Annotated in this window: 16 protein-coding genes and 1 pseudogene; 12 read left to right on the top strand and 5 right to left on the bottom strand. The window is 70.8% G+C overall.

From position 1 onward, the window contains the following. Positions 1-67: 67 nt before the first annotated feature. From KUM44_RS07010 to tgmB, 8 genes and pseudogenes are all read left to right on the top strand, one after another. A complete protein-coding gene (locus KUM44_RS07010) occupies positions 68-892 on the top strand; it encodes a chitosanase (protein ID WP_217206884.1) in 825 nt (274 codons plus the stop codon). A gap of 159 nt (positions 893-1,051) precedes the next feature. Next, positions 1,052-2,416, top strand: a complete 1,365-nt coding sequence (locus tag KUM44_RS07005) for an FAD-dependent oxidoreductase (protein ID WP_217206883.1) — start codon at positions 1,052-1,054, stop codon at positions 2,414-2,416. Positions 2,417-2,483: 67 nt separating this feature from the next. Then, positions 2,484-3,108: pseudogene (locus tag KUM44_RS07000) on the top strand (hypothetical protein). A gap of 102 nt (positions 3,109-3,210) precedes the next feature. Then, on the top strand, positions 3,211-3,705 hold the full coding sequence (locus KUM44_RS06995; RefSeq protein ID WP_217206882.1) for a lamin tail domain-containing protein: 495 nt from the start codon (positions 3,211-3,213) through the stop codon (positions 3,703-3,705). Positions 3,706-3,928: 223 nt separating this feature from the next. Continuing rightward, positions 3,929-5,005: a hypothetical protein gene (locus KUM44_RS06990; protein ID WP_217206881.1), complete on the top strand. Its 1,077-nt coding sequence runs from the start codon at positions 3,929-3,931 to the stop codon at positions 5,003-5,005. 284 nt (positions 5,006-5,289) lie between these two features. Next, positions 5,290-5,586 carry a YkvA family protein gene (locus KUM44_RS06985; protein ID WP_308402518.1) on the top strand — a complete coding sequence of 99 codons (297 nt, stop codon included), beginning with the start codon at positions 5,290-5,292 and terminating at the stop codon, positions 5,584-5,586. Between the two features lie 118 nt (positions 5,587-5,704). Continuing rightward, positions 5,705-5,896 carry a putative ATP-grasp-modified RiPP gene (tgmA, locus tag KUM44_RS06980; protein WP_217206879.1) on the top strand — a complete coding sequence of 64 codons (192 nt, stop codon included), beginning with the start codon at positions 5,705-5,707 and terminating at the stop codon, positions 5,894-5,896. Positions 5,897-5,912: 16 nt separating this feature from the next. Further along, positions 5,913-6,887, top strand: a complete 975-nt coding sequence (tgmB, locus tag KUM44_RS06975) for an ATP-grasp ribosomal peptide maturase (protein WP_217206878.1) — start codon at positions 5,913-5,915, stop codon at positions 6,885-6,887. A gap of 5 nt (positions 6,888-6,892) precedes the next feature. On the opposite strand, the gene KUM44_RS06970 is transcribed toward tgmB, so the two are convergent. Both KUM44_RS06970 and KUM44_RS06965 read right to left on the bottom strand, forming a co-directional pair. Beyond that, on the bottom strand, positions 6,893-7,120 hold the full coding sequence (locus KUM44_RS06970) for a hypothetical protein (protein ID WP_217206877.1): 228 nt from the start codon (positions 7,118-7,120) through the stop codon (positions 6,893-6,895). A gap of 156 nt (positions 7,121-7,276) precedes the next feature. After that, positions 7,277-7,738 carry a DUF2269 family protein gene (locus tag KUM44_RS06965; RefSeq protein ID WP_217206876.1) on the bottom strand — a complete coding sequence of 154 codons (462 nt, stop codon included), beginning with the start codon at positions 7,736-7,738 and terminating at the stop codon, positions 7,277-7,279. Positions 7,739-7,894: 156 nt separating this feature from the next. Here KUM44_RS06965 and KUM44_RS06960 point away from each other — a divergent pair, with 156 nt between their 5' ends. From KUM44_RS06960 to KUM44_RS46725, 4 genes are all read left to right on the top strand, one after another. Further along, positions 7,895-8,860 carry a GlxA family transcriptional regulator gene (locus KUM44_RS06960; RefSeq protein WP_217206875.1) on the top strand — a complete coding sequence of 322 codons (966 nt, stop codon included), beginning with the start codon at positions 7,895-7,897 and terminating at the stop codon, positions 8,858-8,860. 73 nt (positions 8,861-8,933) lie between these two features. Beyond that, positions 8,934-9,281 carry a hypothetical protein gene (locus tag KUM44_RS06955; RefSeq protein WP_217206874.1) on the top strand — a complete coding sequence of 116 codons (348 nt, stop codon included), beginning with the start codon at positions 8,934-8,936 and terminating at the stop codon, positions 9,279-9,281. Beyond that, positions 9,278-9,448, top strand: coding sequence for a hypothetical protein (locus tag KUM44_RS06950; RefSeq protein WP_217206873.1), 171 nt, complete (start codon positions 9,278-9,280; stop codon positions 9,446-9,448). The genes KUM44_RS06955 and KUM44_RS06950 overlap by 4 nt, the downstream gene beginning before the upstream one ends. Before the next feature lies 1 nt (position 9,449). Next, the gene (locus tag KUM44_RS46725) at positions 9,450-9,584 is read left to right on the top strand and encodes a hypothetical protein (protein WP_302185971.1); all 135 of its coding nucleotides are present in this window, start codon (positions 9,450-9,452) and stop codon (positions 9,582-9,584) included. Positions 9,585-9,618: 34 nt separating this feature from the next. On the opposite strand, the gene KUM44_RS06945 is transcribed toward KUM44_RS46725, so the two are convergent. The 3 genes from KUM44_RS06945 to KUM44_RS06935 are packed head-to-tail and all read right to left on the bottom strand — an operon-like array spanning position 9,619 to position 12,649. After that, the gene (locus KUM44_RS06945) at positions 9,619-10,476 is read right to left on the bottom strand and encodes an NAD(P)H-binding protein (protein WP_217206872.1); all 858 of its coding nucleotides are present in this window, start codon (positions 10,474-10,476) and stop codon (positions 9,619-9,621) included. A 56-nt stretch (positions 10,477-10,532) separates the two neighbouring features. Next, complete coding sequence (locus tag KUM44_RS06940) at positions 10,533-11,384, bottom strand: transferase (RefSeq protein ID WP_254389147.1); 852 nt, start codon at positions 11,382-11,384, stop codon at positions 10,533-10,535. Continuing rightward, a complete protein-coding gene (locus tag KUM44_RS06935) occupies positions 11,381-12,649 on the bottom strand; it encodes a glycosyltransferase family 4 protein (protein WP_217206871.1) in 1,269 nt (422 codons plus the stop codon). The genes KUM44_RS06940 and KUM44_RS06935 overlap by 4 nt, the downstream gene beginning before the upstream one ends. Positions 12,650-12,661 lie beyond the last annotated feature (12 nt).

Here is a 12,661-nt window from a genome sequence, read left to right as displayed (position 1 = left end):
TTCCTATCAGTATTCCCAGTGTCAGCTACGGCCAACTCCCCACCCCCCACCATCACTTGGAGCCGCCGTGAAGCACCCCGCGCACACCTCGCGCCGCCGCGCCCTCCTCGCCCTGTTCGGGGCGTCGCTGGCGTCGACCTCGCTCCTCGACTCCCCGCGTGCCGCCGCACTCCGCGCCGACGCTGCGGGACTCGACGACCCGGCGAAGAAGGAGATCGCCATGCAGCTGGTGTCGAGCGCGGAGAACTCCTCGCTCGACTGGAAGGCGCAGTACAAGTACATCGAGGACATCGGCGACGGCCGCGGCTACACGGCCGGGATCATCGGCTTCTGCTCCGGCACGGGCGACATGCTCGACCTGGTCGAGCTGTACGCCGACCGCCGCCCCGGCAACGTCCTCGCCCGGTACCTCCCGGCGCTGCGCCGGGTGAACGGCACCGACTCGCACGCCGGTCTCGACCCGGACTTCCCCCGCGACTGGGCGCGGGCCGCGCAGGACCAGGAGTTCCGGCGGGCGCAGGACGACGAACGGGACCGGGTGTACTTCAACCCGGCCGTTCGCCAGGGCAGGACGGACGGGCTGCGCGTGCTCGGGCAGTTCGCGTACTACGACGCCATCGTCATGCACGGCGACGGCAGCGACCCGACCAGCTTCCGCAACATCCGCAGGCGCGCGCTGAACCGGGCCCGGCCGCCGGCGCAGGGCGGCGACGAGGTCACCTATCTGCACGCCTTCCTGGACGCACGGGTGTGGGCCATGAAGCAGGAGGAGGCCCACAGCGACACCAGCAGGGTCGACACGGCCCAGCGCGTCTTCCTGCGCGAGGGCAACGTCGACCTCGACCCGCCGCTCGACTGGAAGGTGTACGGGGACAGTTACCACATCGACTGACGGAGACCGGGGTCGCCGGACCCGCGTGTACGGCAACCCCGGAACAACCCATAGAATTGATTTATGAGCTCATAGGTTGGACCCACGTACCGACTTAGGCTTGCCTTAGTTTAGGCTTCCCGACGAGATCGCTTGTCACCACTCGAAGGGACCCTGATCATGCCCCGCCCCCTGCGGGTAGCCATCGTCGGAGCCGGCCCCGCCGGGATCTACGCCGCCGACGCTCTGCTCAAGTCCGACGTGGCCGCCGAACCCGGCGTGTCCATCGACCTCTTCGAGCGCATGCCGGCGCCGTTCGGCCTGATCCGTTACGGCGTCGCGCCCGATCACCCGCGCATCAAGGGCATCATCACGGCCCTCCACCAGGTCCTCGACAAGCCGCAGATCCGCCTCTTCGGCAACATCGACTACCCGACCGACCTCAACCTGGACGACCTGCGCGCGTTCTACGACGCCGTGATCTTCTCCACCGGCGCGACGGCCGACCGGGCACTGCCGATCCCGGGCATCGACCTCGACGGGTCCTACGGCGCCGCGGACTTCGTCTCCTGGTACGACGGCCACCCGGACGTGCCGCGCACCTGGCCGCTTGAGGCCGAGAAGGTCGCCGTCCTCGGCGTCGGCAACGTCGCGCTGGACGTGGCCCGGATCCTGGCCAAGACGGCGGACGAACTGCTGCCGACGGAGATCCCGCCGAACGTCTACGACGGGCTGAAGGCCAACAAGGCCCTGGAGGTCCACGTGTTCGGCCGCCGTGGCCCGGCGCAGGCGAAGTTCTCCCCGATGGAGCTGCGGGAGCTGGACCACTCCCCCAACATCGAGGTCATCGTCGACCCCGAGGACATCGACTACGACGAGGGCTCGATCGAGACCCGGCGTGGCAACAAGCAGGCCGACATGGTCGCCAAGACCCTGGAGAACTGGGCGATCCGCGACGTCGGCGACCGGCCGCACAAGCTGTTCCTGCACTTCTTCGAGTCGCCCTCGGAGATCCTCGGCGAGGACGGCAAGGTCGTCGGCCTGCGCACCGAGCGCACCGCCCTCGACGGCACCGGCAACGTCAAGGGCACCGGCGAGTTCAAGGACTGGGACGTCACCGCGATCTACCGCGCCGTCGGCTACCTCTCCGACAAACTCCCCAAGCTGCCCTGGGACATCGACTCGGGCACGGTCCCGGACGAGGGCGGCCGCGTCATACAGGAGAGCGGCGAGCACCTTCAGTCGACGTATGTCACCGGCTGGATCAGGCGCGGTCCGGTGGGCCTGATCGGCCACACCAAGGGCGACGCCAACGAGACGGTGGCCAACCTCCTGGACGACTTCGCGAACGGCCGTCTACAGACGCCTGCTTCGCCGGAGCCAGAGGCCGTGGACGCCTTCCTCGCCGAGCGCGAGGTCCGCTTCACCACGTGGGAGGGCTGGTACAAGCTCGACGCCGCCGAAAAGGCGCTGGGCGAGCCGCAGGGCCGCGAGCGCGTGAAACTCGTCGAGCGCGAGGACATGCTGCGCGAAAGCGGCGCGTGAGCCGCGAGCGGTGACAGGCTGACGGAGAGGGCCGGGGGTTCACCCCCGGCCCTCTCCCCTCTCCGGGCTGTGCGCCCCCTCCCGGCTGCGTGACGCACGCCCGGTTCTCGTCGCCGGCGGGGGCGGCGGTTTCGACGTGTACGCCGGCGTGCCGCCGGCCCTCGCGCTGCGGGCGGCCGGCAAGGAGGTCCACCTGGCCAACCTGTCCTTCTCGGATCTGTACGGGCTGGACCTCGACGTATGGGTGGACCACGACGTCGCGTCGATACGCCCGGACACCACGATCCGCGGCGACTACTTCCCCGAACGGTCTCTGGCGCGCCGGCTCGCCGCGACGAGAACGGGCCGAGCACGCCGGAGGAGGACATGGCGAGTCTCGCCGGGTCAACCACTCCCTGGTGCTGGAGAACCTCGCCGCGCCGGAGCGCGAGGGCGGCTACCTCGGTACGCTCTCGCTGCCGCGCCACAGCCGCGAGGGCAGCCTGTTCCTCGACGCGGTCGAGCACGGCCGGCGGTGCACGCCGGACCACCCGAGCATCGTCCAGGGTTCCATCGCGGCCGCCGTGCGCGGTGACTTCGGCGATGTCCGCTTCACCGAGCGCACCAAGGACAGCGAGCTGTTCGTCAATCCGCTGATGGCCCTGCACTTCTGCGTCCCGCGCCGGCGGCCACCACGGGCGTACCCGCACTGACAGGCTTTTGTCTCACATTCCTGTGAAGTCCCTCCAGGACACTCATGAGCCGCCTACACTCCTGATCTTCACAGAAGCTCCATACAGGGGGGATGTTTCTCCATGCGTATACGCATCGTCGCCACAATCGCCGTCGCGGCCGGCACCCTCGCCGCGCTGTCCGCCGTCCCGGCGCAGGCCACCGAGTACTCGTCCGCGCTGAAGATCAAGGGCATCCAGTACGACGCGCCCGGCCGCGACTCCAACAACTGCCGGACCGGCAACACCGACGAGGAGTACCTGACGATCAAGAACTACTCGTCGAGTACGACGGTCAACCTCAAGGGCTACCTGGTGAAGGACAAGACCGGCAACCGGTTCAAGTTCACCGTCAACCACTACCTCCAGCCCGGCGACTACGTGAAACTGCGGGGCGGCAACGGCACCGACTCCGACACGCACAACGTCGTCTACCGCGACAACTGCAACTTCATGTGGAACAACGACAAGGACTCGATCTACCTGTACAAGCCCTCGGGCGCCGGGGCGGATTCGCACTCCTACACCAAGAGCGGCAACGACCGGGACGGCAACGGCTACATCACGTACCACAACTGAGCGGGCACTCGGCGATGAGCAGGACCCGCCCCAATGCGGATGGTGGGCGGGTCCTGCTCACCGGGTCATTCTCCTGACCGGACGCGGCGCGGACCACGGGTGAGCGACGGCCGGCCGGTGCGGACCGCGCACACCCCGTGTGCGCACCCCCCGCTCCTTCGGCATCCACCTGCGGCGACGATACTGGTACGCGTACGCGTGCCCCCGGCCAGCAGATGGACCCATGCCCAGCTCCTCCAGCACCCGCCCCACCGCTCCCGCCCCGGTGTGGCCGGCCCGTGGCCGCCACCTCGGGCCCGCCGCCCAAGACGTACTCCGGCTCCGTCTCCAGCACCTCAAGGACAGCCGGACCATCGACGACCACATGGAGCTGCCCGAGACAGAGGACGCCCGCCAGTCAGTCTTCGAGGCACGCTGGCGCGTCGCGGGATCGGTGACCGTGCGCGCCCGGCTGACCGTCGAGCACGACTCCGGCGACGGGCAGGCGTGGACGCTGGTCGCCGAGGCCGAAGCCCCGTGGGATCCGCGCTGGCCGTCCCCTGTCGCCATGTTCTGGCCGCAGGAGCCGGACGCGGGCTGGGACCACGAGGCGGTCACGGGCCTGCGCCTGACGGACATCAACCCCCTGCCTTCGGACGACAAGGCGGTACGGCGCATACTGCGCGACGCCGCGCGCGACGGCTGGTGCGTCCACGTCGTCGTCCACGAGGCCATGACCACCGACGAGCGCGGCCGTGTGCCTCTGGCCGGGATGCTGCCGCCGGGCCTGCGGCACCGGGTGGTCGAGCATCGCGCCGCGCCGAGCCAACTGCGCGTCGTGAACTGGGCGTTGCGGGAGTTCGGGGTGGAGGTGCCGCGCGGCGGCGCAGTGGTGCTGCCCGGGACTCCGGTGCCGGCCGGCTACGACGCGGACGACTTCGCCGTACGCAGTGTCTTCCTGGACGGCTCCGAGCCGGCCGAGCTCATCCACGCGGTGACACGGTTCGCGGCGCTGCCGCGCCCCCTGCCGGACGGCGCCGAGGAGGCCCTCACCGCGCTGCGTGAGGACTGGCGGCTGCTGACCCTGGAGGAGGAGCTCGACCGGGAACGCAAGCTCGTGGCGATGTACGCCGAGGCGCTCGAGGCGATGACGAAGTCCCGCGACCTGTACCGGGAGGCCGCCGAACAGGCGCACGCGGCGCTGGCCGCCTACCGGGAGTCCGCCGGCGCCGTTCCCGAGACCCGGCCCCAGCCGCCCGCCTCCCCCGCGGCGTCCCCCCTCCAGCAGCTGACCCGGACCTTCCGCCTCAAGGGCCGTTAGCCCCTGGCCCGGCGGGGAGCGGCACCGCGTGCCGCCGGCGTGGGCGTAGCGCGGCTGCGACGGATCCGTGGGTGGGGCGTACTGCGTCGGGCGGGCGCGCTTCGGAGCGCGGGTGGACGGGCCGGGCGCCTGCCCGAGCAGGTGACCGGGCCGATTGTGCGTCTTCCGTCCTGACGAGTGATGGTGTGCGGCCGAGTGACGGCCGCCGTGCAATGCACCCGCCGCAAGGGGGAATCCGACCGGCAGGTGCGCATCGGTGCGCGCCGTCGGCAGGAGGAGGATCCGTGGGGTCGACCACCGAGGTGATCGTCGTCGCCGTGGTCCTGGCGGCCGTCGTGCTCGCCGTGGCCGTCCGGCTGCTGGTGCGGCTCGTGCGAACCCGGCGCCTGATGCGGCGCGCGGGTCTGCCGACCGGGCCGCGCTGGGTGTTCTGGGGTGCCGTCCTGTACTTCGTACTGCCCGCCGATCTGGTGCCCGATCCGGTGTATCTGGACGACATCGGCGTGCTCTTGCTGGCACTGCGTACCCTGCGCCGCTCTCCCGAGGTCGGGCCGCCGGACGCCACTGGTTACGGAAAGTAAGGAAACCAACCACTCGTTCGATTCGTTTAAGTAAGAGGAAGCCTAAAAGCGGCGGCGGGGTGGATGACGCCGGTGGGCGGCCAAGCTCGATCGGAGCAGCACCTGTGAGGGAGAGACGATGCAACCGTTCGCGCTCAACTATGCACGGCCGGCAGCGGAGTTGGAGGTCACCGCTGCGTACGTCTACGACTCCGGTCTGCAGTTGAACGTGCTGCGTGACGGACGGATAGCCGCCCGGGACCACGCGCTCTTGCGGGAGTTGGGAACCACGACGTCCACGGCGGGCTCGAAGACCCACTTCGACGACTGAACACAGATCGCCGACGATGACTGTCTTGATTGTGACCAACGAAGAGGACGTGACGGCGGACATGGCGGTCGTGCACCTGAACGCGTCCGGCGTCCCGGTGGTCCGACTCGATCCCGCCGATCTGACCGGCGGGGTCGCCCTCTCGGGCGAGTTCGTGCACGGCGCCTTCCGCGGCCATCTGTCGTCCGGGGGACGGCTGGTGAGCATCAACGGGCTGCGGTCGATATGGATGCGCAGGCCGGGAACCGCGGCGGCGCACGCGGCCGCGCCGTCGGCCTGGCTCACGGAGGAGGCCGGGCAGGCGCTGTACGGCATGCTGCGCGGCTGTGACGTGCGCTGGATGAACCATCCCGACGCGGCCCGTCGGGCGCGCTACAAGCCGTGGCAGCTGCGGCTGGCCCAGCGCTGCGGCCTGCCCGTTCCGGCCACGTTGATCACGACGTTCCCGCAGGCCGCCCGCGAGTTCGCCGCGCGCTATCCGGATCTGGTGGTCAAGCCGGTCTCCGGCACTCATCCGCAGGATCCGCCCCGGGCCGTGCCGACCAGCAGGGTGGCCCCGGACGCGGACTTCTCCGCCGTCGCGTTCGGGCCCACCCTGCTGCAACGTCGTGTCGCCAAGCGGGCCGACGTCCGGCTCACCGTGGTGGGCGAGCGGCTGCTTGCCGCCGCCAAGGTGGCCGATGCGGAGGCCGAGGTGGACGTCCGCTTCGCCGCGTCGGACGCGCCGTGGCATCCCGTCGAGGTCGCGCCGCGCGTCGCCGAGTCGGTCCGCGCCTATATGCGAGAGGCCGAACTCGCCTACGGCGCCTTCGACTTCGTCGAGGACGCCGACGGCACGTGGTGGTTCCTGGAGTGCAACCAGTCGGGGCAGTTCGGGTTCATCGAAGTGGACACGGGCCAGCCGATAGCGCTCAGCATCGCCGAGTGGCTGGCCCGGCCCGCCGCAGGGAAGCAGCCGCACGGCAACGGGGCGAGCGCGAAGATCCCCTGACCGGCTCAGCGCTGCTGAGGCCCGGGCGGCAGAGCGCTGCGCTGCCAGGTCGGGGCCGGTGGCGTCGGGCGTCCGGGGCCTGCGGGCGGCAGCAGCGACTGCCCGGACTGAAGCAACGGCTGCATGGCGAACTCGACTTCCCTGCTGACGCGTTCGGCCTCCCTGCGCACCTGAAGGGGGATGTCGCCGCGCTCCGCGATGAGCCGGTCGTAAATGGGGGAATCCTGGAACACCCGTCAACGCGCCTTTCCTGTCGTGGCCCCGTGTGCATGTGGGCACGGCTGTCGAGTCTAGGCGCCGACGCACACTGAAGTACGAATTCTGCCAGAGCGCTTGACGGCCGCCGCACCGGCACTACGGCATCGTCGAGGCACCGCCCGCCGGTCGGTTCAGGCACCCGTCGTCGATCCTGGCCGGACGATCATCAGGACGGTGACGGTCGCCCACAGCAGGTTGAACATGCCGGTGAACATGGCGAGTCGCGCCGTGGCCGCGTGCTCGACGGCCTTCTCGGCGCCCAGTTGCTCGAGGAGTTCCTCCTGGCGGGGCAGGACGAAGGCGATCAGGATGCCGGCGGCCGCGGCGGTGAGGGCGATGGACGTGATGAGCCAGCCGCTGCCGAGCACGCCCATCGCCAGCGCGGTGGCCAGGCCGAGGACGGGGACCGACACGCCGACGCCCGCGTAGACGCGGCAGATGCGGTGCAGCAGCCGGACCGTGCCCTGCGCCACGGCCCCGTCCGTCGCCGGGACGCGGCGCGCGGCCGGCGGGAACATGCTGGCCGCGACGGTGACGGGACCGACGGCGACGATGGCGGCCAGGACGTGAAGAGTGAGAAGGATCTTGGTCACCCGCCCCACGCTAGGGACTTCACGGATGCTCGGACAGCGGCTGAAACGCCAGTTTCCAACGGGTTCCCGCCAACGCCTGCACCCGCTCCCTCACCGCGGCTCACACACATGACCTGGGCTTATACGGCTGGCGGGAATCCGCCTAGGGTGTTCCCCATGCACACCGTGGCGATCCTGGTTCTCGACAACGTGGTGCCGTTCGACATGGCGGCGCCCTTCCAGATGTTCAGCTGGACCCGGCTGCCCGACGGGCGCCGCCCCTACCGGGTCCGGCTGTGCGCCGAGTCACCGGAGGTGCCCACGGACGGCTTCGCCCTGCGTATCGGCCGAGGGCTCGACGGGCTGGCGGACGCGGACACGATCATCGTGCCGGGATGCGAGGACACCGGGCCGCCCTCCCCCCAGGTGGTGACGGCCCTGCGGGAGGCGGCAAAGGCCGGCACACGGATCGCCTCCGTGTGCGTGGGCGCCTTCGTCCTGGCCGAGGCCGGGCTGCTGGAGGGGCTGCGCGCCACCACCCACTGGATGGCCACCGACGACTTGGCGCGACGCTTCCCGGACGTCCACGTCGAGCCGGACGTGCTGTACGTCGACAACGGACGGATCCTCACCTCCGCCGGAGCCGCCGCGGGTCTGGACATGTGCCTGCACATGATCCGGCGGGACCTGGGCTCGGCCGTGGCGGCGCACACCGCGCGCATGTCCGTCGTACCGCTGGAACGGGAGGGCGGGCAGGCGCAGTTCATCGTGCACGAGCGCCCGCCCGTGCCACGCGGTTCGGCACTCGAACCCCTGCTGGAGTGGATCGAGGACAATCTGGCCGGGGAGATCACCCTCGGGGCGATGGCGGAGCGCACGGCCATGAGCGAGCGCACCTTCAGCCGCCGGTTCCGTGAGCAGACCGGCACCACCCCGCTCCAGTGGCTGCTGCGGGCGCGTGTGCGGCGGGCCCAGTATCTGCTGGAGAACAGCGACCACCCGATCGAACGGATCGCACGACAGGCCGGGTTCGGGTCACCGACTGCGTTCCGGGAGCGCTTCCGCCGGGTGGTCGGCACCACGCCGCACGCCTATCGCGCCGCGTTCCAGGGAAAGACGGCCGCGTCAGTCACGGTGGGATAATTCACCCGAGTCCACACGGGCCGTCAGCAGTTGGACAAGGGGTATCGATCCTCCCCAAGGACGGTGTACGCCCATGAACTGCTCCAGCCGTTTCCTCTGCGCCCTCTACATCGCGACGAGCGCGGGGCTCGCCTGGACCACGGTCCTCGAAGTCCGCTACGGCCTCGTCTGGGCTGCCTGCCTGTTCGCCGCCGCCAGTCTCGTGCCGGTCATCGCCGTCGTAAGGGAGACCGTGATCGGTGAACAGCGGCGCTGGCTGCTGGAGTTCGCCGCGCGAGCGGAGCGTAGGGGCGATGCCGCCGAGGCGATCGTCCGTGCGGAGCTCGACTCCGCGTGCTGCGAACGCTGGTGGACGAGCCTCGGCAGCGAGCACGACGTCACCTGCCGGCACGGGATGCCCCGCAGCAGCAGCGCGGCGTGACGGTGACCGGCCCGGAGCCGGCCTCGGCGCGCGTCGAGGACGCGGACGGCCTTGGGGCGGCGACGGCCCCACTGACGTGGGCCGCGGCCCAGGTGCGGAGGTCGTCCTCGGTGACGGCCGGGTCGGCGACCGTCACTTACGCCACCGGGACCTCGCCCGCCCGGTGAGGTGGAGGGAGCCGTCCGCGTCGCGGCCCACCTCGCCGACGCCCGTTCCTCACCCGAGTCCGTGTTCGTGGCGTTGTTCGAGCTGCACGCGCAACTGGTCCATGACGCGGCGGCCCGCATGGTGGCAGAGCGATGAGGGCCCTGCCGCCACACGGGACGAGGGCGTGGGGCTACGGCGTGGCCCCGCCCGGCTGTGCCGTGAAGGCGTCCGCGTGCTCGGCGGCCCACTGGCCGAAGGTGCGGGCCGGGCGGCCGGTGACCTTCTCCACGGTGTCGACGACCGTCCGGCCCACCTCCGGGGTGTTGCCGTACGCCTCCAGCAGGAAGCCGATCACGTCCTGCGGGTGACCGGCCGCCCGCCACTGCGCGACGGCCTGTTCCTCGGTCAGCTCGACCAGGGCGATCTCCCGGCCGCGGGCGGCGGCGATGGCGGCCACCTTGTCGGTGACGGTGAGCAGTTCGGGTCCGGTGATCACGTACTCCTGGCCCCCGTGCCCCTCCTCGGTGAGCGCGACCGCGGCGACGGCCCCGATGTCGCCCTCGTGGACCATGGCGCTCAGCCGCGAGACGAACGGCTCGCGGACTTCGCCCGAGGTCACGATGCCGTCGGCCCACTCCAGGGCGTTGGCCATGAACTCGACCGGCATGAGGACGGTCCAGTCCACGCCGTCGTCCGCCCTCACAGCGTCCTCCAGCAAGGACGGGCCGCCGCCGTGCAGCACGGTGACCCGCCGCACACCGGCCGCGCGGGCCGACTCCAGGATGCGCGGGCCGGTCTCCAGCGAGGCGAAGTACGCCCCGCCGAAGGTGATCAGATGGAGCCCGGTCACGCCTTCGAGTGCCGGGATCAGGGTCTCGGGTTCCGTCAGATCGCCCTGGACGACCTCGACTCCGGCCGGGAAGTCCGCCCTCGCGGCATCCCGGGTGAGCGCGCGCACCGTGTGGCCGCGGGCGAGGAGTTCGGCGACGACCTGGCGGCCGACGGTTCCGGTGGCACCGGTGACAAGGATCTTCTGCGTCTGAGTCATGGAACGACCGTAGGGAGGCTTGCGGTCAGCTTCTGTCCGCAAGCCTCAGCCGTACGTCACTTCACCTCCACCGAGAGGTCGTTGTCGACCGTGAAGTAGGGACGCACGACGGCGTCGCCGATCACGGCCGTCGGATAGACGAAGACCTCCTTGCGGTCCGCCACGTCGTCCAGCAGGCGGCCGATCCGGACCGGAGCCGCTCCCTCGCCGGACGAGACCCGGACGCTCAGGTCCCAGATCCGATTGCGGGTGGCGCCGTCGCCGACCAGTTCCGCGTAGTCCACGACGAAGGAGAACGCTCGCCCGTCGCCCTCGCCGCCCCGCAACTCCACGATCCGTGCGGTGCCCTCGCCGCCCCGCAAACGCAGCAGTACGGCGGCTCCTTCGGCGAGCGAGGCGCCGTGCAGCCGGGCCCGGACCGTCATCGAGCGGTCCGTGACCTCGATGCCCTCGACCTCCGCGTGAGCGGTGCGCAGCCAGGCCCGCACCGCGAGGTAGCCGTCCTTGGTGACGTACGGGACACGCACCGCCACCGGTGACGGCCGGTCACGGGTGTGGCCGTCGACGAGGGCCCGCAGGTCACGCAGCCCGGGGCGAAGGCGCTGTCGGGGCGCGTCGGGTTCGGGCACGAGGTAGACGTCCCACCGGCCCTCGGCGAGAGCGGGCTGCCGCTCCAGGACGGCAAGAAGGCGGCCGTCGTGGGCGGGTTCCAGGTCGAGGAGGTGGACGGTCTTCTCCGGTTGGCCCTTCTTGGGGCGCAGCCGGAGCAGCAACTGGGGCGACCCGGCGTCGTCGGCCGCTGTCGGCGGAAGGTCGAAGACGATCCGGCCGTCCGCGTCGGCCGTGCAGTCGACACGCAGGTGCGCGCCCCGCGTCGTGTCGGGTTTCGTGTCGGGTTTCGTGTTCAACGCCGTCCCCTCCGTACGGTGCGAAGCGCGCCGGAGGCCACGGCGTACGCGGCGTCGCGTGCGGCGAAGCCCTGGCTGACCAGGGCGCGTTGTATTCGGCGGCCTTCCGGGGGTGGGAGCGGACGTCCCGTGCCGCGCGCCGACCTCGCCTCGTCGATCAGCCGCTCGGCCTGCTCCACGACGGGGGCCGGGGCGAACCGTCGGGCGTTCGCCATGGCCGTACGGCCCATCCGTCGGCGCCGTTCGTCGTCGCGGACGAGGTCGAGGAGCGCGGCGCCCAGCGCCTCACGGTCCCCGACCGGTACCAGTCGGCCGTCGACGCCGTCCTCGATGATCTCGCCGGGTCCGTAGGGGCAGTCGGTGCTCACCACGGGCAGGCCGCAGCGCATGGCCTCGACGATGGTCATGCCGAACGGCTCGAAGTTGGACGTGCAGGCGGCGATCGAGCCCTTGACCCACTCCGCCTCCATGGGGGCAGCCGCGCCCATCAGCAGGGCGTTGTCGGACAGGCCCAGGCGCTGGATCAGCTGTCGCAGCCGTGTCTGTTCCTCCCCCTTGCCGTAGATGCGCAGCTGCCAGTCCGGGTGTGCGGCGGCGACCGGGGCGAACGCCTCGATGAGCAGGTCGTAGCGCTTCACCGGGACCAGCCGGCCGGCCGCGACCACCACCTTCGCGGTGCCGTCCGCCGCGGGCAGCACCGGATCGGGCACGCTGTTCGGCAGGGCCTCCACCCGGACCCCGGGCAGCCGCATCTTGCGCCGGTAGGCGGCGGCGTCCGCCTCGGTGACCGTGGTGAGCACGTCGAGCCGGCGGTAGGCACGGCGCAGCGCGGTGCGCAGGCGGGGCGGATGGTTGTCGAGGGTGAGGTGCTCCTGCCCGACGCGGACGACGTGCTCGGGCGCCTGGAGCGCGAGGTGCACGTTGAGGCCGGGCCGGGTACCGATGACGACGTCGGCGTCGGTCGCCGCCAGACACTCGCCGATCCGCAGGTCGGTCAACTCGCTGTACTGCCCGTAGCGGTACTCGGCGACAGGGAACACTCTCGCCGGTCTGAGATGCAGCGGGTGTTCCTTCTCGTGCCGCAGGTCCACCAGCGGCCTCAAGGACACTCTCGGGTCCAGGGCGAAGTTCGGGTGTTCGCGGTGCCGCAGCACCGAGACGATCTCCACTTCGTGCCGCTCGGCCAGTGCCTGGGCCAGGTTGAAGGTGGTGGTGATCGTGCCTCCGATCCCGTAGGCGTTGTGCAGCAGGAAAGAGATCTTCATGGCGGACTAGAC

The sequence above is a fragment of the Streptomyces sp. AC550_RSS872 genome (assembly GCF_019049285.1).
Classification (GTDB): domain Bacteria; phylum Actinomycetota; class Actinomycetes; order Streptomycetales; family Streptomycetaceae; genus Streptomyces.
This window is presented reverse-complemented; position numbering and strand designations above follow the sequence as displayed.

Excerpts from the sequence above, each read along its gene's own strand:
- KUM44_RS07005 (WP_217206883.1), top strand. The coding sequence starts at position 1,052 with ATGCCCCGCCCCCTGCGGGTAGCCATCGTCGGAGCCGGCCCCGCCGGG.
- KUM44_RS06995 (WP_217206882.1), top strand. The coding sequence starts at position 3,211 with ATGCGTATACGCATCGTCGCCACAATCGCCGTCGCGGCCGGCACCCTC.
- KUM44_RS06990 (WP_217206881.1), top strand. The coding sequence starts at position 3,929 with ATGCCCAGCTCCTCCAGCACCCGCCCCACCGCTCCCGCCCCGGTGTGG.
- tgmA (WP_217206879.1), top strand. The coding sequence starts at position 5,705 with ATGCAACCGTTCGCGCTCAACTATGCACGGCCGGCAGCGGAGTTGGAG.
- tgmB (WP_217206878.1), top strand. The coding sequence starts at position 5,913 with ATGACTGTCTTGATTGTGACCAACGAAGAGGACGTGACGGCGGACATG.
- KUM44_RS06960 (WP_217206875.1), top strand. The coding sequence starts at position 7,895 with ATGCACACCGTGGCGATCCTGGTTCTCGACAACGTGGTGCCGTTCGAC.
- KUM44_RS06955 (WP_217206874.1), top strand. The coding sequence starts at position 8,934 with ATGAACTGCTCCAGCCGTTTCCTCTGCGCCCTCTACATCGCGACGAGC.
- KUM44_RS06945 (WP_217206872.1), bottom strand. The coding sequence starts at position 10,476 with ATGACTCAGACGCAGAAGATCCTTGTCACCGGTGCCACCGGAACCGTC.
- KUM44_RS06935 (WP_217206871.1), bottom strand. The coding sequence starts at position 12,649 with ATGAAGATCTCTTTCCTGCTGCACAACGCCTACGGGATCGGAGGCACG.